A 25621-nucleotide genomic window follows, 5' to 3' on the forward strand; every position below is an offset into this window, starting at 1 on the left:
GCTTATCTCCCCCAAGAGTCCACATCGACGGGGAGGTTTGGCACCTCGATGTCGGCTCATCGCATCCTGGGGCTGAAGTAGGTCCCAAGGGTTGGGCTGTTCGCCCATTAAAGCGGTACGCGAGCTGGGTTCAGAACGTCGTGAGACAGTTCGGTCCCTATCTGTCGTGGGCGTAGGAAATTTGAGAGGAGCTGTCCTTAGTACGAGAGGACCGGGATGGACGTACCGCTGGTGCACCAGTTGTTCCGCCAGGAGCATGGCTGGGTAGCTACGTACGGACGGGATAAGCGCTGAAAGCATCTAAGCGTGAAGCCCCCCTCAAGATGAGATTTCCCAGTATGTAAGACCCCTTGAAGACGACGAGGTAGATAGGTTGGAGGTGGAAGTGCAGCAATGCATGGAGCTGACCAATACTAATCGGTCGAGGGCTTATCCAAAATTACCCCAAAAAGTGAAGCAAAGCTTTGAAGCAGATGCCGAATACTTTTCGGGGACCCCGATACCACATCGGGTGAATGCTACTGATTCTAATGTGCTGCAAATTCGTTTCGTATCTAGTTTTCAGGTGATCAATCACTTGAATTGAATATTGTTCCCTGATAGCTCAGTTGGTAGAGCACTCGACTGTTAATCGAGTTGTCACAGGTTCGAGTCCTGTTCGGGGAGCCATTTATGGAGAGGTGTCCGAGTTGGCCGAAGGAGCACGATTGGAAATCGTGTAGGCGCCAAAAGCGTCTCGAGGGTTCGAATCCCTCTCTCTCCGCCACTATTATTTTAAGCAAGGCCCGTTGGTCAAGGGGTTAAGACACCTCCCTTTCACGGAGGTAACAGGGGTTCGAATCCCCTACGGGTCACCACTTTCTTTAAAAAACACTTGCTTCTTATATCAGATTTTGGTATGATAAAAGTCGCTTTGTTACGGAGGCTTAGCTCAGCTGGGAGAGCATCTGCCTTACAAGCAGAGGGTCGGGGGTTCGATCCCCTCAGCCTCCACCATGATTTTTCACCATTGCAGCAACCCTTTTAATGACGCGGGGTGGAGCAGTTCGGTAGCTCGTCGGGCTCATAACCCGAAGGTCGTAGGTTCAAATCCTGCCCCCGCAACCAATTTATATCGCAATAGCGATAGTGCCTCGTGGAACTGTGGTGTAGAGGCCTAACATGCCTGCCTGTCACGCAGGAGATCGCGGGTTCGAATCCCGTCAGTTCCGCCATTTTTACAAGTTTCATAGATGACTTTGGGATGAGATGCGTATCCGATATGGGATTCGTCAAAGTCCAAAATGAGCTCTATGGCTCGGTAGCTCAGTCGGTAGAGCAGAGGACTGAAAATCCTCGTGTCGGCGGTTCGATTCCGTCCCGAGCCACCATGTACCTTTTATAATTTTATACGCCGGTGTAGCTCAATTGGTAGAGCAACTGACTTGTAATCAGTAGGTTGGGGGTTCAAGTCCTCTCGCCGGCACCATTCTGGAGGATTAGTGAAGTGGCTAAACACGGCAGACTGTAAATCTGCTCTCTTCGAGTTCGGTGGTTCGAATCCATCATCCTCCACCAGTTTTTAGGGGCATAGTTTAAAGGTAGAACAGCGGTCTCCAAAACCGTTAGTGTGGGTTCAATTCCTGCTGCCCCTGCCAATCGAATCAATTTATAGTACAATATGGCGGTCGTGGCGAAGTGGTTAACGCACCGGATTGTGGCTCCGGCACTCGGGGGTTCAATTCCCCTCGATCGCCCCATATTACAAAATCATATTGGGGATTAGCCAAGCGGTAAGGCAACGGACTTTGACTCCGTCATGCATAGGTTCGAATCCTATATCCCCAGCCATTGATTTTATGTTTGCGGACGTGGCTCAGCGGTAGAGCATCGCCTTGCCAAGGCGAGGGTCGCGGGTTCGATTCCCGTCGTCCGCTCCATTTTTATTTCTGGCGCCATAGCCAAGTGGTAAGGCACAGCTCTGCAAAAGCTTTATCCCCAGTTCGAATCTGGGTGGCGCCTCCATAACAACCATATGTGCCCTTAGCTCAGCTGGATAGAGCGTTTGACTACGAATCAAAAGGTCAGGAGTTCGAATCTCTTAGGGCACGCCATTGTGTAAGCCGGTGTGGCGGAATTGGCAGACGCGCGCGACTCAAAATCGTGAGGGAAACCGTGGGGGTTCGAGTCCCTTCACCGGCATCAATCAAAAGGAATGTAGACGATCAACGTCTGCATTCCTTTTTTTGTTGTCTCTCCATCGAAGCATCCACACGATAAGTCCACTCCCAATCGCAGCTGCTGAGGATCGTTCTCCTGTAGATCGATGTTCCTTCAATAAGTGATACGGTAACAGCAGGGTGTTCGTTCACGGATATAACGCAAAAACTGCAGACCAGTCCAGAGGTTGGACGTAGGTCTATAGGAAGCCCCGCCTTAGGTCTAGGTCCAAAAACCGTCCACAGGCCGTTTTAGTCAAACTCGAAATTACCTAGAATAGAGTCATAAGGTTGAACAAATGAAACAACGATCAAACAACAGAAAGGCGGTGTATAAATGAGGAATTCAAAAGGCAATGGAATGAGTATCCTGTTGATTGGTTTAGGGATCTTGGTTCTTCTGGGAGTATTCGGTCCTCTGCTTGGATGGTTGTTCAGTCTTCTAATTCCGATACTGATGGTTGCTTTGGGATATTACGGAATTCGAAGAGGCAATACCTTGATGGGATGGATCATTCTCGGTATCGGCATCATCTGGTTGATGGGTAAACTGTCTTGGCTGATCGGTCCGATCCTTGGTGTCATCTTAATCATCTACGGAGTGTCCCGATTGAAGAATGGAAGACCCCGTTATTGATAAGGAACCACTACATTATATAACCTGCATAAACAACAGATCAGATCATGATAGATGAGGAGGGCTAAGCCGATATGAGTGTTTTCCGGCGGATAAGAGACATAACTGTAGCAACATTGAATGAAAAGCTCGAGCAGAGCCAGGATCCGGTTCGATTGATCGACCAGTTCCTACATTCAACCAGACAGGACATTGCTGAGGCCGAGAAGCTGCAGCAGCAATGCCAAGTACATTCCAGACAGCTGAAACAGCAGGTGGATCAAGCGGAAACCATGCGATTTAAACGCGAAGAGCAGGCACTGCTTGCCTTGAAGGCCGGCGAAGAGCATCTTGCCAAGCTGGCATTGCAGGAGAAGCTGATTTATGAGGAAAAGATTGAACAGTATCAAGGCCTGTTATCCTCAAGCCTGGAGTCGTTGAAAGAAATCGAGGAGCAGCTCGGTGAGCTGCGGATGGAATATCAGACGGTCTACAGCAAACGCCAGTATTATGTTGCCCGAGTGGAAACCCTTCGTCTTCAGCAAAAAATGAATGAACGTACGGGGTCCTATGGCGGGGGTCATGATGTACCGAAGATGTTCAATCGCCTCGAGGACCGTATCAGCGACTGGGAACTGGAAGCCAGAAGCCTTCGCGATTTACGCCGCATGGGGCAGGAATACATGGATCAGGCTGGAGAATCCGTCTCCACGGTATTGGAAAAGGAACTTGCCCGCTTGAAGCAAAAGCTGAATAACAGCGGAAAGGAGTAACCATGACAAGATTGTACCGTTCCACCCGAGACAAGATGTTCACAGGGTTGATCGGCGGTATATCCGATCATTTCGGAGTCGAATCTACCCTACTTAGAATCATATTTGTAGTCAGTATCTTTTTCACAGGCGGTACAACGCTGTTGATCTATCTGATTGCAACCCTCGTCGTTCCTAAAGAGCCGTATTATCACGATCCGTACGGGCCTCAAGGAAGACATGGCGGCGGATACCGTTACAACGACCATCCGGGCCCGGGGCCAGGCTACAACAGCTACAATGATGCTTATGGACGTCATCAAGGCTATCCGAACCCTAATGAGCATGGAAGCTTTGGTCCCAAATATGACCGTCCCAACGGCACAAGAACGAACGCGTCCACCGATTCCGATCTGGATGCGATGATGAAGGATATTGAAAGAAAAGCCATGCAAAAAGAAATCGAAGAATTGAAGAAAAAACTTTCGAACTATGAGAAGGGAGATAAATAACATGGGAGTATTTAAAAGAATCAAGGATATGACGAAAGCATCGGTGAACGAGCTGCTGGATAAAGTGGAGGATCCGATCGTAATGCTGAACCAGTACCTGCGCGACATGGAGGCAGAAATTCATGAAGCAGAGGTAACGGTTGCGAAGCAAATGGCAAATGAGCGTCGCATGAAGCAGCGCGTCGATGAGGCTGTGAAGATGGCGGCACAACGTGAAGCTCAAGCGGAATTGGCTCTGAAAAACGGTCAAGAAGAAGTGGCTCGCAAGCTGCTTGAAGAAAAGATCTATTTCGATCAAAAAGAAACCGAGTACGTGGAACTGCACCTGCAATCCGAGGCTCAAGCGAAAGAGCTTGTTGCTCAGCTGCATGAAATGAAAGACGAGTTCTACAAAATGCGCAACAAGCGCAATGAGCTTGTAGCTCGCGCTCAAATGGCGAAAGCGAAGAAGCAAATGTCTCAAGTGAGCAGCCTGCATACCATTGAAAGCGGCAGTGCTTCGATGGGCTTCCACCGCATGGAAGAAAAAATCATGCAAATGGAAGCTGAAGCTGATGTGCTTCGCGCACCATACCGCCCTAACAACGCAGCATACACAAGCCCAGTGGATGCTGAGAAGCAACTGAAGGTGGATGAGCAGCTGCAAGCGTTGAAAAACAAAATGGGGAAATCCTCGAAATCCGAGTAATTCCTTAGCAAGTCAGCAAAATAAGAACAAAGCGTATTCGAATACCGTGTTCATATGATATGCTATACGAATGAGATTGTCGTATAGTACAGGCAAAGCCATACAGTGGGGAGCATCTCACTGATATGGCTTTTCCGAGCTTATATCTTGGTCATCAAGGAGGTGCGACATGGACAGAAACCGCTGGATAGCAGTAGGTTTAATCAGCTTGGGTTTTATTATGCTTTTCGGCCGATGGTTTGGTTTCTTCACCATTGTCGCCCTGTTGCTCATCTTCGCGGGCGTCCTTCAGATCAGGCAAGGCCATGTGAAGAAGGGGTACATTCTGCTCGGCGTCGGAGCCGTGCTGCTGCTGCTCGAGCATCTTATGTTGATTATTGGCGTCAGTTTGATATCGCTGGGGATTTTCTACGGCAAGTCCAAACGGGCCCATACCACGACCAGATATATTCAGAAGCAGAATTTTATGTCCAACTTTGACTGGGACCGTGCACCCTGGGTGATGCGCAGCTTGAGCGTGTGGCATGTGCTCGGGGAAGCGGATGTGGATCTGTCCCTGGCGCTTCCCGAAGAACGCCAAACGGTGCTCATGTTCCACGGAATGCTCGGTGATATCGATCTGATGATCCCGGACTATTACGGGGTGGAGATCGAAGCATTCATCTTGTTCGGATCGATTCATATGGACGACCGGAAGGAAACCGGCATATTGAACCGAGTGAAATATCAATCGCCCAATTATGACACCAGCGAATATAAAGTGAAATTTATCGTTTCTTATTTAGGCGGAGATTTGAATATAAGAATGACATAATAAACGTATTGTTTTGTGTAAACCATTCAGGAGGGTTGCCCCGTGGAAACGGAAAAGAAAGCAAATATCATTACCCGAAGTATGCGTGAGGGGACCCTTCTGGGATTGGTTGTCATGCTCGTTGTCCTTTATTTATTATATACATATGGTTATCTTCAACCGTTTGAGACGTGGAAGAACCGGATCGAGGCAGGCATAACCCTGGTATTGCTGCCGATCGGGCTGGGAGCGATTTATGGCTTCTTCCAGGGATACCGGGTAAAACGGCGGGTCGATCTCGTTAGGGAAACACTCGTGAACTGGGAAAAAGGGAGTCTGACGGACGTCATGCCGGACATCGGCGAAGACGAAGTGGGCCGGCTTGGAGAACAGCTGGTGAAGATCAGCAAGCGCTGGGAGGATCAGGTGTCTTCCCTGCAGCGGTTATCCACGAACAATGCCCAGCTAGCCGAGCAGGCCAGGGTTACGGCGATCGTGGAAGAGAGACAGCGTCTGGCGCGCGAGCTCCATGATGCGGTTTCTCAGCAGCTGTTTGCCATCTCAATGACGGCAACAGCTGTGGGCAGGACGCTGGATAAGGATTTTGACAAAGCGCAGCGCCAGGTGGCTCTGATTGAGGAAATGTCGGCTGTGGCACAGTCCGAGATGAGGGCGCTACTCCTTCATCTGCGGCCGGTATATCTCGAAGGAAAAGCACTGGAACAGGGGCTGCGGGATTTGATCACGGAATTGCGGATCAAAGTGCCTATGGAAATTACGTTTGAGATGGACGATGACATACATTTGCTTAAAGGGATCGAAAATCATCTGTTCCGCATTATTCAGGAGGCCATGTCGAATACGCTTCGGCACTCGAAGGCGGAAAAAATGGACATCCGGATTCATCGCAGGCAAAAAACCGTTCGGGTAATGCTGCGAGATGACGGGGTCGGGTTCGAACTGGACGACAAGAAACAGACTTCCTACGGTCTTTCGACCATGCAGGAACGGGTGACGGAAATCGGCGGCTCGTTACAATTCATCACGGCCCCGGGTAAAGGGACGCGGATTGAGATTATCGTGCCGCTCATAAACGAAGAACGCAAACGGGGGGATGGAGATGGAAGCACCGATTAAGGTACTGCTGGTGGATGATCATGAGATGGTGCGGATCGGCTTGGCTGCCGTGCTTGGCACAGAAGACGGCATTGAGGTGGTAGGCGAAGCGGGCAGCGGCGAGGAAGGCATACGTCTGGCGCAGGAATATCATCCTGACGTGGTGCTGATGGATCTGGTCATGGATGGGATGGACGGCATTGAGACCACGCGGGAGCTGATGAAGCAATTTCCGAATCTTAAGGTGATCGTACTGACCAGCTATCTGGACGATGAGAAGATGTATCCGGTCATTGAAGCAGGCGCGTTCAGTTATCTGCTGAAGACCTCCCGGGCTTCCGAGGTCGCCGATGCTATACGTGCGGCCGCACGGGGCCAGTCGGTTCTGGAGTCCCAGGTCGCTTCGAAGATGATGAATCGTTTCCGCCATCCGCAAAATGAAGCACCCGCGCATAATGACCTGACGGACCGGGAGATGGAAGTGCTGCGATTGCTGGCACAGGGCAAATCCAATCAGGACATTGCCGATGATTTGATTATAGGCATCAAAACCGTGAAGTTTCACGTGACTAATATTTTGGGCAAGCTGGGGGTAGAGGATCGGACCCAAGCTGCCATCTACGCTTATAAAAATGGGCTGGCTGAGTAAGGAGTGCCGGCTCTTTTTTTATGTTTATGAACGTGAAATAAACAGTTTTGAGATGCCGAGCGCGGTTCTAAACAGATCCGTGATGCGATGCGTTCGGGTATCAACATATCCATGTAAACAATGATAGGCAGGCTTAAAGACTCCCCAATCGGGAGGCTTTTTTTATTTAGGTAAGGGGAAGGGAGATTTTTAAAACGGTAATAGCAGGATCATTTTATATGGCGAGGTATAAATCTGCAGTGAGCCGGCCATCCTTTTACTAGATTGATAGATTCGTACGAGGAGGCGTGACTGACGATGCGTAAGATGCGTTTACAGCTGATTGTGATGATGTTGTTGCTGTGCGGGGCAGCAGGGATGATGGCGGGTTTTGCGGGAACAACGGAACGCAATGGGGAGGAAGCGGTTCCGCAAACGGCAGAAGCGTCAGCTTGGAAGGGAACGGCGAATGGAGCATCAGAAGCAGGGACTACAGCCGAAAGCAATTTGGAGCTTCTTGCAGCCCTTGGAAAGGAACATATGGACCCTTCCGCGCTCCTCACGGTAAAAATTCAAGGCGAAATGATAAATTCGATTTCTATGGATCAAGCTAAGACAGCAGCCGAAGAATTGGCTCGCGCAATAGGGCTTTCCGGCATTACCTCGAACGAGCTTCAAGGAAATGACGTTTTCCAAGCGGAAGGCGATCGATCGGGCGTCTCCGTGCATTTGGATTGGGCCCTCACGAAGCAAGGCCATAGTTATGTCAGAGTCATGCTTGTCGGAGAGGCGGCAGCCCAGGCCCGGGAAATGATGAGCCTTCAGCAGCATGTTCAAGAACGGATGGAGCAAGCAGGCATACCGAATACGTGGAATGCGTCCATTCAAGGATATGCAACGAAGTCAGGCAGCGTGGATGCAACGATGGCCCAAGTAGAAGAGGCCGTAGCCCGAAAGCTTCCGCTTCGTTCCGTTGAGGATTATGCGGATGTTACAACGATCAGCCGATCCTATGAGGCGCCTTCGCTGGGGACTTTTGTGAAGAGCGGCGACACGCCGATTCATATGCAGATCGCGGTGCATGAAGATTCGGTGAAGAAAAGCAGTAGAATAACGATCGGATTTCCCGTCATTACAATAGAATATTGAAAATAATATCTGAAACTCCGATGAAAAAATACGGAATGAGATAGCATACTTGAAATGAATATGCTAAAATGTCATCACATCGAGTTAAGTGCCGATGCATAAAAATACACTATAATTCATAGAAAGAATGAGGAGCCATGGCTGAAAATCAAAATCTAGATACAATGAAGACACCGGGAGCTGTATTTTTCATCTTTGGAGCGACTGGTGATTTGGCAAGACGTAAGTTGTTTCCGGCGATCTACAGTCTTTATCGTGAAGGAAAACTGGATGAGGATTTTGCTGTAATCGGCGTGGCGCGGCGTCCGCGCACCCAAGAGGAGTTTCGGGAGGACGTGTATCGTTCGATTCAGGAATTCTGCCGATATAGTTCGGAACAGGATAGTGAATGGAATGCATTTGCACAGCATTTTGAATATAAATCTTTAGATATCAACAATATTGACGGTTTCCGTGAGCTCCGCGAACAAACGGAGCAATTGGAAACGAAATTTAATATACCGGGCAACCGCTTGTTCTATCTTGCGCTTGCACCGGAATTGTTCGGCAGCGTATCGTTCAACCTGATGAAGGGCGGCATGCTGGACGGAGAGGGCTGGAACCGTCTTGTGATCGAGAAGCCGTTCGGCTACGATCTGGAGTCCGCTGCCAAGCTGAACGAAGAGATCCGTAAAGTGTTCAAGGAAGAGGAGATCTATCGGATCGACCATTACCTCGGGAAGGAAATGGTGCAGAACATCGAGGTTATCCGTTTTGCGAATGCTTTCTTCGAGCCGCTGTGGAACAACAAGCATATTGCCAACATCCAAATTACGCTTGGTGAAACGGTTGGCGTCGAGGAGCGCGGGGGTTATTACGACCATGCGGGCGCACTCAGGGATATGGGTCAAAACCATATGCTGCAGCTGCTGACCATGATTGCCATGGAGCCGCCTAGCCGCCTGCTCGCAGAAGATATTCGCGACGAGAAGGTGAAGGTGCTTCGCTCCCTGCGTCCATATGCCTCAAACGAAGAAGTCAAGAACAACGTGGTTCGCGGTCAGTATACGAGCGGTTCCGCAGGCGGCAAAGATCTGCCGGCTTACCGTGAAGAGGACAAGGTAAATCCGGAATCCAATACGGAAACCTATTTTGCGGCCAGAGTCTTCGTGGATAATTTCCGCTGGGCGGGCGTACCGTTCTATATCCGCACGGGCAAACGCCTTCCGGTTAAGACGACCGAGGTGGTCGTAGAGTTCAAACGGATGCCAACCAACGTATACTTGGGCCAAAAGCATTCCCTGGAGCCTAACCTGCTCGTTATCCGGGTTAACCCGATGGAAGGCATCTACGTAAAGATCAACGCGAAGAAGCCGGGCTCCGAGTCCGAGATCGCTCCGGTTGCGATGGACTTCTGCCAAAGCTGCATCGTGGGCATTAACTCTCCTGAAGCGTATGAGCGTCTGCTGCATGATGCCGCCCGCGGGGATTCCACCTACTTTACGCGTTGGGACGAAGTGGCTTCCGCTTGGTCCTTCGTGGATCGCATCGCTAGCGCTTGGAGAGAGAACCAGGGCGAGTTGGAATCGTATCCTGCCGGCTCCTGGGGACCTGACAAAGCGGATGAGCTGCTGAAGGAAGACGGCTTCCACTGGTGGCCGGTTAACGGTCAGCTTGAGGATAACGTCGTGTGGTTGAAAAAATAGAAGATTAGCTAAAATTTATGCGATAAAAATCATCCTCATGCGCACGGCGCATGGGGATGATTTGCGTATGAATTGTGGTACAATGATATACATGACTTTAGTTACGAAGGGATAAGTGAAATGGCAAAGCTAATAGATGAACTGCAGCAGGAAGTGGATAAGCGTCGCACGTTCGCGATTATTTCCCACCCTGACGCCGGTAAGACGACGCTGACCGAGAAGCTGCTCTTGTTCGGGGGCGCCATTCGTCTGGCCGGATCGGTAAAAGCTCGTAAAGCGAGCAAGCATGCAACGAGTGACTGGATGGAGATCGAGAAGCAGCGGGGAATCTCCGTCACGTCGTCCGTGATGCAATTTGATTATTTAGGACATCGGATTAATATATTGGATACGCCGGGTCACCAAGACTTCAGTGAGGATACCTATCGTACGTTGACGGCTGCCGACAGCGCCGTCATGTTGATTGACGTAGCCAAAGGGGTCGAGGCCCAGACCATCAAGCTGTTTCAGGTCTGCGCGAAGCGGGGCATTCCGATCTTCACCTTCATCAACAAACTCGACCGCGAAGGACGCAGTCCGTTTGACCTGATGGAGGAGCTTGAGCAGGTGCTGGGCATCCGCTCCGTACCGATGAATTGGCCGATCGGTTCCGGCCGCGACCTGTGCGGCGTGTACGACCGGGTGAAGAATCAGGTGGAATTGTTCCAAGGGGACGACCACTCCACGATTAAAGTGCAGAAGGTCGAAGGGTATGAAGATCCGCTCATCCGCGAGATGGCTGGCGACTATCTGCATGACCAGTTATGTCAGGATCTGGAGCTGCTGGATGTTGCCGGCGACCCGTTTGATCTGGAGAAAGTGATGCAGGGTCAGTTAACGCCCGTATTTTTCGGCAGTGCGATCAACAATTTCGGCGTCCAGACCTTTCTTGAAAACTTCCTCCAGCTTGCGCCGAAGCCGGAGCCGCGCCGCAGCACGGAAGGCGTGGTGGAACCGACCGATGAGAAATTCTCCGGTTACGTATTTAAGATCCAAGCCAACATGAATCCGGCTCACCGGGACCGCATCGCTTTCCTTCGAATCGTATCGGGCAAGTTCGAACGCGGTATGAGCGTGAAGCATGTGCGGGTAGGCAAGGAAATCAAGCTGGCGCAGCCGCAGCAATTTTTGGCGCAGGATCGAGATATTGTGCAGGAGGCATACCCTGGCGATATTATCGGTCTGTTTGACCCGGGGATTTTCCGGATCGGGGATTCCCTCAGCCAAGGACGCGAGGTTGTATTCGACGAGCTTCCGACGTTTTCCCCGGAGATCTTTGCCAAAGTAACCGTGAAGAATGCGCTGAAGCATAAGCAATATCAGAAGGGGATTGACCAATTGACGGAAGAGGGGACCATTCAGGTATTCCGCACCGTTAGCTTCGACGAGACCATTCTCGGGGTGGTCGGTCAGCTCCAGTTCGAAGTGTTCGAGTATCGGATGAAGGGGGAGTACGGCGTCGATGTCCAGCTGCAACGGATGCCGTATCAGTTCGCCCGCTGGATCGTGGACGACAACATTGATCCGTCCAAGTTCCGGATTAACTCGACCCTGGTGAAAGACAAGAAGGATAACTATGTTGTCTTGTTCGAAAATGAGTATGCGATGAGAACCGCCATAGACAAGAATCCAACCGCCCAGTTTCTTGAGACCGCTCCGTAAGCGATGGCATATATATGCAATATAAAGAACAATCCCCTCAGCTTGAAGGCTTAGGGGATTGTTCTTTTTGTTGAGCGCGGGATTATCCCTGAAGATTGCCAGGCGTAACGGTTTTCAAATGGTCGTGAAGGGAAGAGACAAGGGTATTTTGCTGGGCAGCATCCATGTCTTTCCACATCATTTCAAACATCACGCCGAGTCCCGGCAGGGCGGCTTCAGGCCCGTCAACGGAACCCTCGATCATGGAGCGCAGCTCTTCTTCGTCCTGATTGTGGACTTTATGAATGACGGCTTGCCTTAGATCTAACAATATGGACATCGAAATGTTCCTCCTTGTTATATAAGGGTCATTGTGTAATGTGCCCGTTCTAGGGGAGTTACATTCAAGTATTCTGGACAGTATGATATACTGTTATCATTGATGATTAAGGATCGACCTAGGCTCGTGGGGGGATATATAAATGGCTAAGAAGCAGTACGCAGTAATCGGTATGGGGCGTTTTGGCACAAGCGTTGCCAAGGAATTGAGCAGCATGGGATTTGACGTATTAGCCGTTGATGCGAGCGAACAGCGTATTCAGGAAACTGCCAGCATGGTCACGCATGCCGTTTCGGCGGATTCGACCGATGAAGAGGCGCTCCGGGCGCTCGGCATTCGGAATTTTGATGTGGTTGTCGTGGCTATCGGGGAGGATATTCAATCCAGCATTTTGACGACGCTGATTCTGAAGGATCTTGGCGTACCGGCTATTATCGTAAAAGCGAAGAATGAGCTGCACGGAAAAGTGCTTAACAAAATCGGCGCGGACAAGGTGATTTTCCCAGAGCGGGACATGGGGCTTCGGGTTGCCCACCATCTGGTCTCGCCGAATATTCTGGACTATATCGATTTGTCGGACGACTACAGCATTATGGAGATGCTGGCTACAGGCGAGCTGATTGGCCACAATTTGAGAGAGCTGGATATTCGCGCACGATTCGGGTGCAATGTCATGGCGATTCGAAGCGATGCGGACATGAACATTTCGCCGAGTCCGGATGACCGGATTGAGGAAGGCGATGTGCTTGTCATCGTCGGACATAAGAATGACTTAACGAAGCTGGAGCTTGCTTATCCCAAATAAAGACGTCAGCTTCCGATACCGGGTGCTGTGATGAGTATATATGTAAAGAACGGATGGGTTAACAATGGAGATATTATCGCCGCAGAACGCCAGAGTGAAGGGCTGGGCACAGCTGCAGGAGAAAAAACATCGGGACAAGCAGAACAAGTACGTGGTGGAAGGCATCCATCTCGTACAGGAAGCCCTGTCATCCGGCGCGGACATCGAGTGCGTGGCTTATGACGTGGACAAGGGCATCCCCCAAGAGCTTCGTCATATTACGGATACAGGACAAGGTGCCGAATGGATCGGCGTATCCCATGCCGTCATATCGAAGGTCAGCGATACGCCGTCGCCGCAGCAGGTGTTTGCCGTCATTCGCAAGGAAGCGCGGCAATGGCAGGACCTGATCCTGCGCGAGAACGGTTTGGTCGTTGTTCTCGACGGTCTCCAGGATCCGGGCAATGTGGGAACCATCATACGAAGCGCCGATGCCGTAGGGGCTGCCGGCGTGGTCCTGGGGCGAGGCTGTGCGGATTTGTACAATCCCAAGACACTGCGCTCCACCATGGGATCTCTGTTCCATCTGCCGGTGCTGGAGGGTGATCTGCTGAGCATCCTGCCGGAAGCCAGGGAACGGGGAGCCAGATTGGTGACCACCATGCTGGAAGGACAGCGCTCATGCTTTGAGTACGACTTCAAAGGGACAAGCTGGATCGTCATCGGCAGCGAAGGACGCGGCGTCTCGCCTGAGGTCGCGGCACTCGTGGACGATGCCATCCGTATCCCCATGCCGGGGCGTGCCGAATCGCTGAATGCGGCTATGGCCGCTTCCGTATTGATGTACGAGGCTTTAAGGCAGAGGGAGTATGCTGATTTATAAAGACAGATTTGGCCCAATTAGGCGGGGAATGATTAGATAACATTGCTGATCATAACCGGCCTTTTTTATTCTTGACAGAGATGGTCATAATAACAGGCGTGTTCGAAAGGAGTTAAACCCGTGTACGAGCAAAAAACAAAAGAAACGGATCACAGCGTGGTGGAGTTTATCGAGCAAGTGGATTCGCCGAAAAAACGGGAGGATGCCTATCGTTTGCTGGAGATTTTTGAAGAAACGAGCGGGTATTCGGCCAAAATGTGGGGACCCAGCATCATTGGTTTCGGCTCCTACCATTACCGTTACGCTTCCGGCCATGAGGGAGATGCGCCGTTTGTAGGATTCTCGCCGCGAAAAGCGAAGATCAGCCTGTATTTTGCGCCAGGCGATGATCAGCGGGAGGAGCTGCTGACGAATTTCGGCAAGCATACGGCAGGGAAAGGCTGCGTGTACATTAATAAAGTGGCGGACATTGAAGTTGAGGTGCTGAAGCAGCTGATTCGCGAATCGATCGCGTTCCTGAAAAAGACTTACCCGGATCAACCCTAACGTGAGGTGGAGTTAAGTGCGGTGTGCCGGCAAGGTCTCTGTTTTGAGCCGATTAGTCGGCTGATTGACCTAAGGGTGATGACGAACAGGTGAATATTGGGGTTTGACGTAAAACCATTTGGTGTCCTATAATGCATAAAGGGAAACCAAATGGTTTCATAATTTAAGTTTAAGCGAGGGATCAATCTGATATGGACAACGCAACAAACGGCAAGCTGCCGGATATTCGTCATACTCTTGTGCTGAAAGCGCCCATCGAGAAGGTGTGGAAAGCCGTAGCCACAGCTGAAGGGATTTCGGCGTGGTTTATGCCTAACAATTTTGAACCGGTGGAAGGGTTCGAGTTTCAATTGAATGCCGGCCCCTTCGGAAACTCACCATGCAAGGTGACGCTTATTGATGAACCTAACCGGTTGTCTTTTAACTGGGGCAAGGATTGGAGCGTTACGTTCGAACTGGTGGAGCAGGGAGACCATACGGAATTCACGCTCATCCACGGCGGATGGACAGCGGATCAAGTAACCGAGTTCGGGGAAGCGCATGACATCGTTCGAGGCCGCATGGACAACGGCTGGGCTGGCATTGTCCAGAAGCTTGCGGGATACGTCGAGGCGTAACCGATGTCGCAGGCCGCTCCGAAGCATGATGTCTACCAAGCCATCGCAGATCCGACTCGCCGTAAGCTGCTCGGCTTGTTAAGCGATAAGGAAATGCCGGTTAAGGAAATTACGGGACATTTCTCCATGACGCGAACCGCCGTGTCCAAGCATCTCCGTATTTTGGAGGAAGCCGGTCTGGTGCAGGACCGCAAGGTGGGACGCGAGACCCGCTATCGCCTGCAAGCAGAGCCGCTTAAGGAATTGAAGGATTGGCTGTCTTATTTCGACCGCTTCTGGGAGAACAAACTGTCGATGCTGAAATATTACGTGGAAGATCAAGAAGACGATTCAACGAACGACATAGAAGAGCGAGGATAAGCCATCCTTGCTCTTCTTTTTTGCCGTTTGTCCGCATACCTTCTATACAGGAGAGCTTGCCATGGTAAACATGCTCCTCGGGGCGTAAATAGGGGGGACCAAGCATGAGACGAAAGAGATGGGGAAGCAGGCGTTTGGCCTTTCCGTCGCTGTCGTGGCCTAAACCAAGGAGAGCTTACAAACCACCGCGCAGAGGCTTTCGGCCCGTACCGCAGAGCCGGGGGCGTCCTCAGGCTGCCAAACGGCGGAGCACAAAAAAATGGTGGCTGATCGGCGCTCTGCTCCTTGTGTTTGGGATCGTTGAGTTTTTTATGTATATCGAGCAGAATCTGCGGCCGCCGATCATGCATTTAGCCCAAATCCGGGTTAAGCAGATCGCTACCGAAGCCATCAATAAAGCGATCACCTCCCAGGTGACGCAGGGCAAGGATTTTGATAATCTGGTCAACTGGAAAACGGACAGCTCGGGCAAAGTGACCGGATTCATGCTGAATTATGCCGAGCATTTAAAAATCACGTCCCATACGACGCAGGTCGTGCAGAGCACGCTGGACGAAATCCATAAGCGCAAAGAGCAGATTCCGCTGGGACAGGTGTTAAAAAGCCCGATCATCGCTTCATTCGGTCCGCAAATACCTTTAAAGATCGAACCCCAAGGAGCGGTAAAGGTTCAGCTGGATACGAGGCAGCAGGGGGCCGGCATCAATATGATCCTGGTGGAGGTGTTCGTCCACATCGTGACGGAGGTAGCGGTTGTCGTTCCTTTTGACATGGAGCCGCAAATCGTGGAAACCGATATTCCGATCTCGTATCTGCTCGTGGTAGGCGATGTGCCGATGTATTATTACGACGGCCAAGGAAAGGCGGTCGGCGAGAATAAGGCAAGCGCACCGAGCATCGCGATACCGCCACCGGTAACAGACGAGAACACCCATGACGGGCAGCAGGAGATTCCGCCTTCAACAACGCCGGACCCTCCTGCCCAGGGATCGACGACGCCTCTTGTGCCTACGCCGGGCGGCGCCGACATATCAGGGCATACGGAGGGAAGCGGAACAGGCGAGTAGGACGCTCATTCGCTCATTCTCAAACCGTATTGTGTACCTGCAGGATGGATTGGCCGTCTATGTGACATGAGGGTATGCCCTTAAAGGAAAAACGCGCCCCTGGTTTGAATTCAGGAGCGCGTTTTTTTCTTCGAGCGTTTTTCTTCCAGTTCCCAGTGCTTCAGCAGCGGGTAAGGATCGAAAGCCCATTCGGTCAATCCGGTGTCCCGGTAGATGCCGTAATGCAGGTGCGGCGGGAATTTGCCCTGGGTTCCCGGCTTGCCGTAGCCGGAACTGCCGACCCAGCCGAGGGTTTGACCCGGCGTAACGACATCCCCGAGCGAAATCCCTTTATCAAACCCCTGCAGATGGGCGTAATAATGGTAATGATTGTTCAAATCCCGGATGCCGATGCGCCAGCCGCCGTATTTATTCCAGCCTTTAATTTCGACGACGCCGTAACAGGTGCTTCGAACGGGGACTCCGTATGAAGCAAACAAATCCGTTCCTTCGTGAACCCTTTTGCCTCCCCAGTTGCGTCCCATCCCAAAGGTGCTTCGGTAGGAATAGTTGCTTTTGACGGGAAGGGGAAACGCATGGTCGAACAGGTCCAGCTTCCCGAAGGTCTCATAGAGCTTGGCATACTGCATGATGCGCTGTACGGCCCGCGTGTTCTGGTAGTATGACCATAGGCCGATGCTGAAATCATCAGCGGCATGCCCATAAGGGGAAAGTCTTGTCGCAACGGTGTAGAGCAAGTCGATATCATTATTAGGGTCAGCCTTGCCATCCCCGTCCCCATCGAGCCCGATCCCGGAGAACACGCTGATCGACGTGGGATTCACGTCTTCCTGATTGGGATTCAACGGGCCAGCCCATCGGGTGGAAGGGATAAAGATGCCTAGGGTGCGGTCCGGATGCTTTCGATCCTTGGGATGAACCCGGGTCAGCGTTCGTTCATACTGGTCAATGGCCGCCAGGCGGTGCCAAGGAATTTGGGTAACCGTGGAAACCTGATCGTATAAAGATTTCCGGTCCGCAAAATTCGCTGCAGCATCCGTTGCTTTAGCCGAATCGTCAGCCGCGCTGACCGCCATGGAGGCGGATGCGGACGCAGGCCCGCACATGCAGCAGGCAGCCATCAAGGCAGCCATGACTGCAGCCGTGGACCGATACATGATGCCCTTTGCGCGCAATGGTTGTAAAATCCTCATATTGTCCTTCTCCTCCCTTTTTCGATAGTCGTAATTAAGGACGGACAGTCATGCCTACCTGTAGGGTGAATCGAAACAAGGATTTTTATCCATGCCGCAACTAGATTAATCTCATATCGATGCGAAACAAGTAATATGATGGTTTTCATGATATAATATGGGACAGCAAACGATGGGGTATGTCTTGAGTTACATCATTACATTCGAAAGAAGGTTTTTTCTTTGTCTAAAACCAAACAGCCAAAACCTGACTGGATTCGAATCAAGCTGACTACTGGCGATAATTATAAAGAAATCAAAAGCATGATGCGATCCAAAACACTTCATACGGTGTGTGAAGAGGCTCGCTGTCCAAATATTTACGAATGCTGGGCTAACCGTACGGCAACCTTCATGATTCTGGGTGACATTTGTACCCGCGCTTGCCGCTTCTGCGCCGTGAATACGGGGCTTCCAACGGAGCTGGACCTGCAGGAACCGGAACGGGTAGCGGAGGCGGCCGAGCAAATGAACCTGCGCCACTGCGTGGTAACAAGCGTGGCAAGGGATGATCTGAAGGATGGCGGTGCCTACATATTCGCCGAAACCGTCAAAGCCATTCGCCGACGCCTGCCGCTGTGCTCGGTGGAAGTGCTGATCCCGGATTTCATGGGAGACGAAGAATCGCTGAAAATCGTGATGGACGTAAAGCCGGATATTCTGAACCACAACATTGAGACGGTGGAGCGTATGTCCGATCGCGTACGTGCCAAAGCCAAGTATTCCCGCTCATTGCAGCTGCTGAAGAATGCCAAGGCGATGCAGCCTGACATTCCGACCAAATCCAGCATCATGCTGGGCGTCGGGGAGCAATGGCATGAAATTCTGGAGGCGATGGACGACTTGCGTTCGGTGGGATGCGACATCATGACGATCGGCCAATACCTGCAGCCTTCGCCGAAACATCTGAATGTTGAAAAATACTACACGCCGGAAGAGTTTGCGATCTTGAAGGAAGAAGGAATGAAGCGCGGATTCAGCCACGTGGAGTCCGGTCCTCTTGTGCGCAGCTCCTATCATGCACACGAGCAAGTGAAGTCTGCGGAACGCAACAAGGAAGAGACGGTGCAGTCTTAACCTATTGGAAAGGCAGGGGAAGCTTTCAATGATCGTTATCGGAAACAAAAGCTATGAAGTGTTAAAGGACCATCGAAACGGCTGGAATCTGGAAGCTTTCCGGGAGCGGTACAGCGAGGTGCTGGACCGTTATGATTACATCGTGGGAGACTGGGGTTACAATCAGCTTCGGCTTAAAGGCTTCTATCGGGACAATCATCCCAAGGCTGCCAAGGATTCAACCTTTTCCAGCATGTCCGATTACATTAACGAATATTGCAATTTTGGCTGTGCTCACTTTGTGCTTCAGAAAACGAAGGAGCAGAAGGAAACGAAAGAGCATGCCTCCAATACGAAAGAGCCTGTAGAGGTTCGAGAAACATCCCCTAAGGATAACCGGGCTGAGGGGGAAGCACAGGGAAGCAAGGAAGCCCAAGAGGGTTCAAAACCGGGTAAGGAGCACAAGGACCAGCGCGAGCGGCGCGAAGGCAAGGATTCAAGACGCGAGCCGCGCGAAGCCAAGGCCCCCAAGGAGAAGGAAGCAAAGCCTTCCAAGGAGTCTCATGTCCCTTCAGAGCAGCCGCAATAACCAAAGAACGGTCACCTGTATTTTGGCAGGTAGACCGTTCTTTTTTTCGGGTATTGGTAAAGGAAAGACTTCGTGAAGCGTTGGCCCTCCTGGTAAACGTAAGAAAGAGGTCCTCTTCATATTAACCAAGGAATGCATCGCGGACGCGGTTCCAGAACGGAAACGGCCGATAACGTGCGAAACTGACCTGCTGCTCCGCCACCTGACAGCGCACGGATACGAGGTCGTCAATCGAGATATTAACGTGATCGATGGTAAGCAGCAAACGCTGTTCTTTTCGCGAGAATATATCACAATGATGATGCTTGGGCAGAAGCAGCGGCGAGCCCAGCGTACGGAAAATCCGGTTGTTAATCGAGGCGATTTCCGCAATCTGAAGCGCATCGATCGAGGGATGAACCATCGCGCCGCCGACACTCTTGTTATACGCCGTGCTGCCGGACGGCGTGGATACGCAAATGCCGTCTCCCCTGAACATCTCAAAGGTCACGTCGTTGATGTCAATTTGCGCGACAACGGTACCGTCAACGCCTTTAAGCGTAAATTCGTTTAAGGCAATGTAAGAGGACGTTCCTGATTTCTTATGGATTTCCAGTTGAACCAGGGGATACTTGACGAGGCGCGGCTTCACGTTGCCGTGTTCGCCTTCTCCGCTCATATGATCAATTAGCTCCGTCAATTCATCGGCCTTCCAGTCAGCATAGAATCCCAAGTGGCCCGTATGGACGCCGACGAAGGCGAGGTCGGGAATACGGTCTATAAACGTATGGAAGGCGTGCAGCATCGTACCGTCTCCACCGATCGAGACCACAATCTCCGGAGATTCTGCATCCAGCACAAACCCCCGCTGTTCCGCCAGCTTGTGAAACTGCTGGGTCAGCTCGACAGACAATGGGTCACCGCGGTCCAGAACATAATATCTCAAGTTGATAAGCTCCTTTGTAAGGTTATATAAAGATGATAATCAATCTTGGAGAAGAACACAATGTTCACCTTGGGAATTAGCGGAATTTCTGCTGCAGTCCTCGAAGGATCTGAATAAACAACGCAACTGCAATCAGGAAACCGAGCAGGATGCAGAAAGCCGCCATAATATGGGTATACCCGTTTAGGGCGGAATCCGAAACAGACGGCACCGCCAGCGTCGGTATCGACGACCCCATGACGCTTCTCCACAACAGCAACACGGCGGTGGCCGCAATAATGCCGTGGATCAGCCTGGCTACGACAAACGGAAAATACCTAAGGTTGGTAGAGTTCAGGATGCTGATGATCTGGGCATGAACGGACAGGCCGCCCCAAGACAAGATAAAGGCTGCCGCGGCCGCTTTGTATGGCAGAGGAATAGCGGCACCCGCTTCCCCGGCATAGCGTGCGCCCAGCGTCACTTCAAACAGTCCCCCCACGATGGCAGTGGATAAGGATTCGGGCATGCCAACGAGGGATAACAGCAAGCTGATGACCTCCGTTAGCGCGGGCATGACGCCGGCCCGGGTCCAGAGTTCAAGAAACACGGAGAAGAAAACCACAAGACCGCCGACAACGATAATCAGCTGAAGCGATGAGTTAATCGCTTGTCTTAGCAGCGTGCCGAGATCACGGCCGTCCTGCTCCCGCGCAGCATGCATGGCCTGAAAGGCGGACTTGAGCCGGCTTGTCTTCGTTTGGGACAGGAGGAGCGAATCGGTTGATGTATTGGACTCGCGCTTGCCATGAAATCTCATTAACAGTCCTACCAGGAACCCTCCGCCATAGTGGGCCAGGGCCAGTATGAGACCTATTTTGGGATCGTGAAAGAAGCCGATGGATACCGCTCCGATCAGAAATATGGGATCCGAGGAGGTAGTAAAGGCAACAAGCCGTTCACCTTCCTCCCGATTTACCATTTTTTGCTCCCACAATTTGGCGGTTAATTTGGCACCGACGGGGTAACCTGAAACATATCCCATCGCGGCCACGAATCCCCCTGCGCCCGGAATTCGGAACAACGGTCGCATCATGGGGTCCAGGAGCGTGCCGATCAGATGCACCACGCCAAACCCCAGCAGCACCTCTGAAATGACAAAGAACGGGAACAGGGATGGAAACAGCACGTCCCACCATATCGCTAGGCCGCGGAGTGCGGATTGGAGCGCCGCTTCGGGAAACAAAGCCATCAGGACAATTACGCTGATCAGAGCCGATACGAGCATGAGCCAGCCCATTTTTTTCATAGTCATATAAGGAATACGCCCCCTGGCATCGTTGTGAATGATAGAATATGGTCCGATATTTAAAATCTATGCAGCATATAGGACAAACAGTATAAAAAACATGAGAAAGCGGTTACATTTATGCTTTATTTTCGGGGATATTGTGCTATAATAAAAACCATCAAAGCACATCTTTCGTATTATGTTTGGATGGAGTGATGATCATGAGCATAGTCGCAGGTATCCTGGTATGCGCCTTCGTTTATGTTATACGTGCTTCTCTCGTCCAGAGTGAAGAGGACTGGCGCAGTTATTAATAAGTTCTAAAAGGTGCTAACCATCGCTTAGCGCCTTTTTTTGTTGTTTTTTGCTATAATGGACAGGTACATCCAATCGAAAGCGAATCATAAACAGATGGGAGAATTAGCGGATATGAATCCGAACTTAAGCATCTATGATAACCTCGGGGGTGCCGAGGGTGTACGATCGCTCGTCGAAGCTTTTTATCCGAGAGTGCAGCAAAATGAGCTGCTTTCGCCATTGTTTCCGGAAGATATCATGCCGGTGATGGAGAAGCAATATATGTTTTTGAGCCAGTTTTTCGGAGGGCCGGCCTTGTTCTCGGAAGCGTTCGGACATCCGATGATGCGGGCCAGGCACATGAAATTCCCGATTACCGACCGTCATGCCGAAGAATGGCTTGGCTGCATGGCCGGAGCCTTAATCGAAATCGGCGTGGAGGATGATTTACGTGATTTTGTGCTGCAGCGTCTTTCGGGTCCCGCCCACCATTTCGTGAATACTCCGTAGTGCCTTAGATCTAGAAACGGACAGGAATTAGACGCGAATGAAGGGATGGCGAATGGCGTGAAATTGGAACCCTTGTATTCCATCAAGGTGGTTTGTGCGCACTGTGAGCATGAATACTTAACGTCCAGGGTGAGACCGAGCTTTAAGAAGGCATACCGTACGGATACGGATTTCTGCGCTTACTACAAATCGGAGAACCCCGATTTTTACGTGGTGCGGATTTGCCCCGAATGCGGTTTTGCTTCGACGGAAAACTCGACCCTGAAATTGAATGAACGGCAGAAGACGCTCTTCTATGACCAGGTCGGATGCCGCTGGGAGAAGAGGGATATGGGCGGTCCGCGCGACCTGGAGGATGCTCTGGAGTCGTACAAGCTGGCTCTCCTCTGCGCCCAGGTGATCGGGGAGCGGGATCGCATCGTGGCCAGCCTGCTGCACCATATCGCTTGGCTGTACCGGTATCAGGGCAACGAGGATCAAGAACAGCGGTTTTTGAGCTATAGCCTGGAATCCTATATCCGGGTGTTTGAGCTGGAAGGGGTAGGGGCCAATGATGCCCGTCTGCTGTACCTGATCGGAGAGATTCATCGCCGGCTGGGACAGTTCCAGGAGGCGGTTCAGTGGTTCTCCAGAGTGGTCCAGGACGAGAAGATCATGGATGCTGCCATGATCCGAGCCTCCAGAGAGCAGTGGAAGCTGATAGCCGAACAGATCCGGGAGCAGAAGAACGCGGCGATTCCGGCGGAGTCTTAAATGCAAACAGCCCGCTGAACGGTGGGCCAGCAGGCTGTTGATTTGCAATTTGCAGCGATGGCTCGCTTTAAGATAGAGTCAGCGCAATCGCTGATCCGTGAGCAAATAGTCGATGTCGCTGTCCAGCACGGTAACTTTGTTGTGGCAGCAGGGGAAGATGAGCAGCTTCTTTTTCCCCTCCCTAACGCTTACAAGCTCCTTAGGCTTCATGGGAAGCAAGACATTGTCGGTCCCGCAGAAGGGGCAGCTGTGTACATATACGTCGTTGCCAACGACATCATAAGGCCACGTATTCGAAAAAGGAATCATGAGTTCTCCGATGAATGGGACTCATCGTCTTTCGGGGTTGCTTTCGCTTCCTCATTCTTGGCAAGCTCGGCAATCTTCTGCATTAATATATGCTGAGGCATATGCATCAGCTGTTCCAGCGGAACGCCCAGCTGCTTGGACAGTGTAACCGCCGTCTCCGGTGAAATTTGCAAAGGTCTCATGGCTTCTAGCTCCTCCAGCAGTATTTTGTTTGATCAAGAGGGAAAACAGTATTTTAGTTATATATAGTTATACACTTTTCCCTAAGTCCACACAAATGGTATTCGTTTGAATTCATATTTTATCTCGAAAGGTGATGAATGTTCGATGGCACTTCAACAAACTTGGGATTTGGAATCGATATTTCCAGGAGGCTCCTCCTCGCCGCAGCTCGGGAGCTTTATTGAGGCTTTGGAGCAGGATGTACATCAACTTCAGCAAGACGTCAAGGCATTGGCTGTTCCAGAGACCATCGAGAGCGCGTCCAGTCTGGAGCTCTTCCTTGAGCAGTTCCAGAGCGCCTATGCAAGGATCCGCGAGGTTTCTGCCTTCGTAGGCTGCCTGACCGCACAGAACGTGAATGACAAGAAGGCGGTTCAATTGTCCGGGCGGGTCACTACGCTGTCCGCTGCCCTGCAGTCGGTGAAGAACCAGTTCGATAACGTGCTTCGCGGAATGAACGATGAGCTCTGGACCGCATGGACCGGTACGGATAAGGTGTCCGAGCTGGAATTCGTATTGAACGAAAGCCGCAATCTCGCGAAGGATAAGATGAGTCCCGAGCTGGAAAGCCTGGTTCTGTCGCTGGGGGTAGACGGTTATCACGGATGGGGGGAGTTCTACGACACCATCGTGAAGAAAATCCAAATTCCGTATGAGGAAGACGGAGAGACGGTCATGCTGTCGGCAGGGCAAGCGTTCAATAAAATGCATGATCCGCGCCGGGAAGTGCGCCAATCCATGTTTGAGAAGTGGGAGAAGGCTTGGGGAGATTCCGCTGATTACTGCGCGGATACCTTGAACCATCTATCCGGCTACCGCCTGAAACTGTACGAGAACCGCGGCTGGAACGATGTCTTGAAAGAACCGCTGGCGATTGGCCGGATGAGCCGCGAGACGTTGGACACGATGTGGGCCGTCATCCAGGATACGAAGTCGGTGCTTGTGGAGTACCTGAACCGCAAAGCGAAGCTGCTCGGTCTGGACGGGTTGTCCTGGACCGATGTGGATGCTCCGCTCCGTACTTCGGCAACCAAGATCTCGTATGACGATGCCGCTGTTAACATCGTGGAGCAATTCCGTAAGTTTAGCCCGAGATTGGCTGATTTTTCGCAGATGGCGTTCGACAAGAGTTGGATTGAGGTCGAGGACCGCCCCGGGAAGCGACCTGGCGGTTTCTGTACTTCCTTCCCGGCAAGCGGCCAGACGCGGATTTTCATGACGTTTGGCGGAACGGCCTCGAACGTCTCGACCCTGGCTCATGAGCTGGGTCATGCCTATCATCAGCATCTGATGGGCGGAATTCCGGTGCTTAACCAAAAGTATGCGATGAATGTCGCCGAGACGGCATCCACCTTCGCCGAGATGATTGTTTTTGATGCGATGGTGAAGGGGGCAGGCAGCGAAGAGGAGAAGCTGGCTCTGTTGGAAGAGAAAATTCAGAACAGCGTGGCCTTCTTTATGAACATTCATGCACGTTTCTTGTTCGAAACCCGCTTCTATGACAAGCGGAAGAACGGTCTGCTGAGCAGCGAGGAGATCTCCGATTTGATGGTGGAGGCACAGAAGGAAGCATACTGTGATGCCCTGACATCGTACCATCCGCATTTCTGGGCATCCAAGCTTCATTTCTATATCACGGGCACCCCGTTCTATAACTTCCCGTATACCTTCGGTTATATGTTCAGTACGGGCCTCTATGTTCGGGCATTGGAAGAAGGTCCGACCTTTGCGGACAAATATGATGCTTTGCTTCGAGACACAGGCGTAATGTCCGTGGAGAACCTGGCAAAGAAACATCTGAACGTAGATCTGACCCAGCGCGACTTCTGGCAAAGCGCGGCGGACTCCTGCGTAAGCGATATTAAGCAGTTCTTGCAAATGACCGAGCATTTAGCATAAATTGTTGGTTATCCTCGAAAAAACAGTTAAAAATGCAGTTCCTGTTATGGCGTTTGATCTCCGACTGCAGATTTACTCCCATATCGAAAGAAGCTCCTTCGGGGCTTCTTTTTTTGTCGTAAAAGAAAGAAAGTTGACGCAATAA

27 protein-coding genes, 16 tRNA genes and 1 rRNA gene (1 of these 44 only partly in view) are annotated in these 25621 nt (G+C 51.4%); 38 read left to right on the forward strand and 6 right to left on the reverse strand.

Features of this window, described 5'->3' with window-relative positions:
• From JNUCC32_RS29325 to JNUCC32_RS29455, 27 genes are all read left to right on the forward strand, one after another.
• Positions 1-437, forward strand: a 23S ribosomal RNA gene (locus tag JNUCC32_RS29325); it begins 2492 nt to the left of the window's first position.
• Between the two features lie 156 nt (positions 438-593).
• Positions 594-669, forward strand: a tRNA-Asn gene (locus JNUCC32_RS29330).
• A gap of 5 nt (positions 670-674) precedes the next feature.
• Positions 675-766, forward strand: a tRNA-Ser gene (locus tag JNUCC32_RS29335).
• A gap of 16 nt (positions 767-782) precedes the next feature.
• Positions 783-857 (forward strand) — tRNA-Glu (locus JNUCC32_RS29340).
• A 63-nt stretch (positions 858-920) separates the two neighbouring features.
• Positions 921-996 (forward strand) — tRNA-Val (locus JNUCC32_RS29345).
• Positions 997-1030: 34 nt separating this feature from the next.
• Positions 1031-1107 (forward strand) — tRNA-Met (locus tag JNUCC32_RS29350).
• 30 nt (positions 1108-1137) lie between these two features.
• Positions 1138-1214, forward strand: a tRNA-Asp gene (locus JNUCC32_RS29355).
• Positions 1215-1294: 80 nt separating this feature from the next.
• Positions 1295-1370, forward strand: a tRNA-Phe gene (locus JNUCC32_RS29360).
• A 22-nt stretch (positions 1371-1392) separates the two neighbouring features.
• Positions 1393-1468, forward strand: a tRNA-Thr gene (locus JNUCC32_RS29365).
• A 4-nt stretch (positions 1469-1472) separates the two neighbouring features.
• A tRNA-Tyr gene (locus JNUCC32_RS29370) sits at positions 1473-1557 on the forward strand.
• Positions 1558-1563: 6 nt separating this feature from the next.
• Positions 1564-1637: transfer RNA gene (locus JNUCC32_RS29375), tRNA-Trp, on the forward strand.
• A 26-nt stretch (positions 1638-1663) separates the two neighbouring features.
• Positions 1664-1739, forward strand: a tRNA-His gene (locus JNUCC32_RS29380).
• Between the two features lie 16 nt (positions 1740-1755).
• Positions 1756-1830: transfer RNA gene (locus tag JNUCC32_RS29385), tRNA-Gln, on the forward strand.
• Positions 1831-1844: 14 nt separating this feature from the next.
• Positions 1845-1919 (forward strand) — tRNA-Gly (locus JNUCC32_RS29390).
• 11 nt (positions 1920-1930) lie between these two features.
• Positions 1931-2004: transfer RNA gene (locus JNUCC32_RS29395), tRNA-Cys, on the forward strand.
• A 12-nt stretch (positions 2005-2016) separates the two neighbouring features.
• Positions 2017-2093 (forward strand) — tRNA-Arg (locus JNUCC32_RS29400).
• An 8-nt stretch (positions 2094-2101) separates the two neighbouring features.
• A tRNA-Leu gene (locus JNUCC32_RS29405) sits at positions 2102-2181 on the forward strand.
• A gap of 354 nt (positions 2182-2535) precedes the next feature.
• Positions 2536-2835: a hypothetical protein gene (locus JNUCC32_RS29410; RefSeq protein ID WP_009591410.1), complete on the forward strand. Its 300-nt coding sequence runs from the start codon at positions 2536-2538 to the stop codon at positions 2833-2835.
• Between the two features lie 74 nt (positions 2836-2909).
• Positions 2910-3587, forward strand: a complete 678-nt coding sequence (locus JNUCC32_RS29415; RefSeq protein WP_009591432.1) for a PspA/IM30 family protein — start codon at positions 2910-2912, stop codon at positions 3585-3587.
• Between the two features lie 2 nt (positions 3588-3589).
• Positions 3590-4078: a PspC domain-containing protein gene (locus JNUCC32_RS29420; protein ID WP_036665039.1), complete on the forward strand. Its 489-nt coding sequence runs from the start codon at positions 3590-3592 to the stop codon at positions 4076-4078.
• A 1-nt stretch (position 4079) separates the two neighbouring features.
• Entirely contained in the window at positions 4080-4766 is a 687-nt protein-coding gene (locus JNUCC32_RS29425; protein WP_015737448.1) for a PspA/IM30 family protein, read from the forward strand.
• A gap of 169 nt (positions 4767-4935) precedes the next feature.
• A complete protein-coding gene (gene liaF, locus JNUCC32_RS29430; RefSeq protein ID WP_192570579.1) occupies positions 4936-5580 on the forward strand; it encodes a cell wall-active antibiotics response protein LiaF in 645 nt (214 codons plus the stop codon).
• A 42-nt stretch (positions 5581-5622) separates the two neighbouring features.
• Positions 5623-6696, forward strand: coding sequence for a sensor histidine kinase (locus tag JNUCC32_RS29435; protein ID WP_192570580.1), 1074 nt, complete (start codon positions 5623-5625; stop codon positions 6694-6696).
• Positions 6674-7324 carry a response regulator gene (locus JNUCC32_RS29440; RefSeq protein ID WP_036665042.1) on the forward strand — a complete coding sequence of 217 codons (651 nt, stop codon included), beginning with the start codon at positions 6674-6676 and terminating at the stop codon, positions 7322-7324. Before JNUCC32_RS29435 ends, JNUCC32_RS29440 begins: the two co-directional genes overlap by 23 nt.
• Positions 7325-7621: 297 nt before the next feature.
• A complete protein-coding gene (locus JNUCC32_RS29445; protein WP_192570581.1) occupies positions 7622-8452 on the forward strand; it encodes a YwmB family TATA-box binding protein in 831 nt (276 codons plus the stop codon).
• 137 nt (positions 8453-8589) lie between these two features.
• Positions 8590-10137 (forward strand): glucose-6-phosphate dehydrogenase, encoded by a 1548-nt coding sequence (gene zwf / locus JNUCC32_RS29450; RefSeq protein ID WP_009591421.1) that lies wholly within the window; start codon positions 8590-8592, stop codon positions 10135-10137.
• A gap of 120 nt (positions 10138-10257) precedes the next feature.
• Positions 10258-11838 (forward strand): peptide chain release factor 3, encoded by a 1581-nt coding sequence (locus tag JNUCC32_RS29455; RefSeq protein WP_090908806.1) that lies wholly within the window; start codon positions 10258-10260, stop codon positions 11836-11838.
• 82 nt (positions 11839-11920) lie between these two features.
• On the opposite strand, the gene sspI is transcribed toward JNUCC32_RS29455, so the two are convergent.
• Positions 11921-12157, reverse strand: coding sequence for a small acid-soluble spore protein SspI (gene sspI / locus JNUCC32_RS29460; RefSeq protein ID WP_009591415.1), 237 nt, complete (start codon positions 12155-12157; stop codon positions 11921-11923).
• A 142-nt stretch (positions 12158-12299) separates the two neighbouring features.
• Here sspI and JNUCC32_RS29465 point away from each other — a divergent pair, with 142 nt between their 5' ends.
• The 6 genes from JNUCC32_RS29465 to yunB all read left to right on the forward strand — a co-directional run bounded on the left by JNUCC32_RS29465 (position 12300) and on the right by yunB (position 16414).
• The gene (locus JNUCC32_RS29465; protein WP_009591426.1) at positions 12300-12962 is read left to right on the forward strand and encodes a potassium channel family protein; all 663 of its coding nucleotides are present in this window, start codon (positions 12300-12302) and stop codon (positions 12960-12962) included.
• Between the two features lie 64 nt (positions 12963-13026).
• On the forward strand, positions 13027-13824 hold the full coding sequence (locus tag JNUCC32_RS29470; protein ID WP_096776667.1) for a TrmH family RNA methyltransferase: 798 nt from the start codon (positions 13027-13029) through the stop codon (positions 13822-13824).
• 120 nt (positions 13825-13944) lie between these two features.
• Positions 13945-14370, forward strand: a complete 426-nt coding sequence (locus tag JNUCC32_RS29475; protein WP_096776666.1) for a DUF1801 domain-containing protein — start codon at positions 13945-13947, stop codon at positions 14368-14370.
• Between the two features lie 191 nt (positions 14371-14561).
• On the forward strand, positions 14562-14987 hold the full coding sequence (locus JNUCC32_RS29480) for an SRPBCC family protein (protein WP_096776665.1): 426 nt from the start codon (positions 14562-14564) through the stop codon (positions 14985-14987).
• A gap of 3 nt (positions 14988-14990) precedes the next feature.
• Positions 14991-15347: an ArsR/SmtB family transcription factor gene (locus JNUCC32_RS29485; RefSeq protein WP_096776664.1), complete on the forward strand. Its 357-nt coding sequence runs from the start codon at positions 14991-14993 to the stop codon at positions 15345-15347.
• A gap of 104 nt (positions 15348-15451) precedes the next feature.
• Positions 15452-16414, forward strand: a complete 963-nt coding sequence (gene yunB / locus JNUCC32_RS29490) for a sporulation protein YunB (protein WP_096776663.1) — start codon at positions 15452-15454, stop codon at positions 16412-16414.
• A gap of 110 nt (positions 16415-16524) precedes the next feature.
• On the opposite strand, the gene JNUCC32_RS29495 is transcribed toward yunB, so the two are convergent.
• Complete coding sequence (locus tag JNUCC32_RS29495) at positions 16525-17607, reverse strand: M23 family metallopeptidase (protein WP_096776662.1); 1083 nt, start codon at positions 17605-17607, stop codon at positions 16525-16527.
• 222 nt (positions 17608-17829) lie between these two features.
• Here JNUCC32_RS29495 and lipA point away from each other — a divergent pair, with 222 nt between their 5' ends.
• Both lipA and JNUCC32_RS29505 read left to right on the forward strand, forming a co-directional pair.
• Positions 17830-18723 (forward strand): lipoyl synthase, encoded by an 894-nt coding sequence (gene lipA / locus JNUCC32_RS29500; protein ID WP_009591422.1) that lies wholly within the window; start codon positions 17830-17832, stop codon positions 18721-18723.
• A 28-nt stretch (positions 18724-18751) separates the two neighbouring features.
• Positions 18752-19291, forward strand: a complete 540-nt coding sequence (locus tag JNUCC32_RS29505; protein WP_192570582.1) for a YutD family protein — start codon at positions 18752-18754, stop codon at positions 19289-19291.
• A 121-nt stretch (positions 19292-19412) separates the two neighbouring features.
• Here the strand turns inward: JNUCC32_RS29505 and JNUCC32_RS29510 are convergent, their stop codons facing one another.
• Both JNUCC32_RS29510 and ylbJ read right to left on the reverse strand, forming a co-directional pair.
• Entirely contained in the window at positions 19413-20216 is an 804-nt protein-coding gene (locus JNUCC32_RS29510) for an NAD kinase (RefSeq protein ID WP_009591431.1), read from the reverse strand.
• A gap of 76 nt (positions 20217-20292) precedes the next feature.
• Entirely contained in the window at positions 20293-21510 is a 1218-nt protein-coding gene (gene ylbJ, locus JNUCC32_RS29515) for a sporulation integral membrane protein YlbJ (protein ID WP_192570583.1), read from the reverse strand.
• Positions 21511-21915: 405 nt separating this feature from the next.
• On the opposite strand from ylbJ, the gene JNUCC32_RS29520 reads away from it, so the two are divergent.
• Together JNUCC32_RS29520 and JNUCC32_RS29525 are read left to right on the forward strand one after the other, a co-directional pair.
• Entirely contained in the window at positions 21916-22293 is a 378-nt protein-coding gene (locus tag JNUCC32_RS29520; protein ID WP_036671870.1) for a globin domain-containing protein, read from the forward strand.
• Positions 22294-22350: 57 nt separating this feature from the next.
• Positions 22351-23046 (forward strand): DUF2225 domain-containing protein, encoded by a 696-nt coding sequence (locus tag JNUCC32_RS29525; RefSeq protein WP_228468844.1) that lies wholly within the window; start codon positions 22351-22353, stop codon positions 23044-23046.
• A gap of 78 nt (positions 23047-23124) precedes the next feature.
• On the opposite strand, the gene JNUCC32_RS29530 is transcribed toward JNUCC32_RS29525, so the two are convergent.
• The gene (locus tag JNUCC32_RS29530; RefSeq protein WP_009591425.1) at positions 23125-23355 is read right to left on the reverse strand and encodes a hypothetical protein; all 231 of its coding nucleotides are present in this window, start codon (positions 23353-23355) and stop codon (positions 23125-23127) included.
• Complete coding sequence (locus JNUCC32_RS29535; RefSeq protein ID WP_015737435.1) at positions 23352-23537, reverse strand: YycC family protein; 186 nt, start codon at positions 23535-23537, stop codon at positions 23352-23354. The genes JNUCC32_RS29530 and JNUCC32_RS29535 overlap by 4 nt, the downstream gene beginning before the upstream one ends.
• 145 nt (positions 23538-23682) lie before the next feature.
• Between JNUCC32_RS29535 and JNUCC32_RS29540 the strand changes: the two genes are divergently transcribed.
• Positions 23683-25476, forward strand: a complete 1794-nt coding sequence (locus tag JNUCC32_RS29540) for a M3 family oligoendopeptidase (protein ID WP_192570585.1) — start codon at positions 23683-23685, stop codon at positions 25474-25476.
• Positions 25477-25621 lie beyond the last annotated feature (145 nt).

The sequence above is a fragment of the Paenibacillus sp. JNUCC32 genome (genome assembly GCF_014863545.1).
GTDB classification, from domain to species: Bacteria; Bacillota; Bacilli; order Paenibacillales; family Paenibacillaceae; genus Paenibacillus_AQ; species Paenibacillus_AQ lautus_A.

What these genes read in the sequence shown, in the direction of transcription:
- JNUCC32_RS29455 (WP_090908806.1), top strand. Translation starts at nt 10,258, where the DNA reads ATGGCAAAGCTAATAGATGAACTGCAGCAGGAAGTGGATAAGCGTCGC.
- JNUCC32_RS29530 (WP_009591425.1), bottom strand. Translation starts at nt 23,355, where the DNA reads ATGATTCCTTTTTCGAATACGTGGCCTTATGATGTCGTTGGCAACGAC.
- JNUCC32_RS29440 (WP_036665042.1), top strand. Translation starts at nt 6,674, where the DNA reads ATGGAGATGGAAGCACCGATTAAGGTACTGCTGGTGGATGATCATGAG.
- sspI (WP_009591415.1), bottom strand. Translation starts at nt 12,157, where the DNA reads ATGTCCATATTGTTAGATCTAAGGCAAGCCGTCATTCATAAAGTCCAC.
- JNUCC32_RS29485 (WP_096776664.1), top strand. Translation starts at nt 14,991, where the DNA reads ATGTCGCAGGCCGCTCCGAAGCATGATGTCTACCAAGCCATCGCAGAT.
- JNUCC32_RS29480 (WP_096776665.1), top strand. Translation starts at nt 14,562, where the DNA reads ATGGACAACGCAACAAACGGCAAGCTGCCGGATATTCGTCATACTCTT.
- JNUCC32_RS29540 (WP_192570585.1), top strand. Translation starts at nt 23,683, where the DNA reads ATGGCACTTCAACAAACTTGGGATTTGGAATCGATATTTCCAGGAGGC.
- ylbJ (WP_192570583.1), bottom strand. Translation starts at nt 21,510, where the DNA reads ATGACTATGAAAAAAATGGGCTGGCTCATGCTCGTATCGGCTCTGATC.
- liaF (WP_192570579.1), top strand. Translation starts at nt 4,936, where the DNA reads ATGGACAGAAACCGCTGGATAGCAGTAGGTTTAATCAGCTTGGGTTTT.
- JNUCC32_RS29410 (WP_009591410.1), top strand. Translation starts at nt 2,536, where the DNA reads ATGAGGAATTCAAAAGGCAATGGAATGAGTATCCTGTTGATTGGTTTA.
- JNUCC32_RS29505 (WP_192570582.1), top strand. Translation starts at nt 18,752, where the DNA reads ATGATCGTTATCGGAAACAAAAGCTATGAAGTGTTAAAGGACCATCGA.
- JNUCC32_RS29535 (WP_015737435.1), bottom strand. Translation starts at nt 23,537, where the DNA reads ATGAGACCTTTGCAAATTTCACCGGAGACGGCGGTTACACTGTCCAAG.
- JNUCC32_RS29415 (WP_009591432.1), top strand. Translation starts at nt 2,910, where the DNA reads ATGAGTGTTTTCCGGCGGATAAGAGACATAACTGTAGCAACATTGAAT.
- JNUCC32_RS29445 (WP_192570581.1), top strand. Translation starts at nt 7,622, where the DNA reads ATGCGTAAGATGCGTTTACAGCTGATTGTGATGATGTTGTTGCTGTGC.
- yunB (WP_096776663.1), top strand. Translation starts at nt 15,452, where the DNA reads ATGAGACGAAAGAGATGGGGAAGCAGGCGTTTGGCCTTTCCGTCGCTG.
- JNUCC32_RS29470 (WP_096776667.1), top strand. Translation starts at nt 13,027, where the DNA reads ATGGAGATATTATCGCCGCAGAACGCCAGAGTGAAGGGCTGGGCACAG.
- JNUCC32_RS29425 (WP_015737448.1), top strand. Translation starts at nt 4,080, where the DNA reads ATGGGAGTATTTAAAAGAATCAAGGATATGACGAAAGCATCGGTGAAC.
- JNUCC32_RS29520 (WP_036671870.1), top strand. Translation starts at nt 21,916, where the DNA reads ATGAATCCGAACTTAAGCATCTATGATAACCTCGGGGGTGCCGAGGGT.
- JNUCC32_RS29420 (WP_036665039.1), top strand. Translation starts at nt 3,590, where the DNA reads ATGACAAGATTGTACCGTTCCACCCGAGACAAGATGTTCACAGGGTTG.
- zwf (WP_009591421.1), top strand. Translation starts at nt 8,590, where the DNA reads ATGGCTGAAAATCAAAATCTAGATACAATGAAGACACCGGGAGCTGTA.
- JNUCC32_RS29495 (WP_096776662.1), bottom strand. Translation starts at nt 17,607, where the DNA reads ATGAGGATTTTACAACCATTGCGCGCAAAGGGCATCATGTATCGGTCC.
- JNUCC32_RS29465 (WP_009591426.1), top strand. Translation starts at nt 12,300, where the DNA reads ATGGCTAAGAAGCAGTACGCAGTAATCGGTATGGGGCGTTTTGGCACA.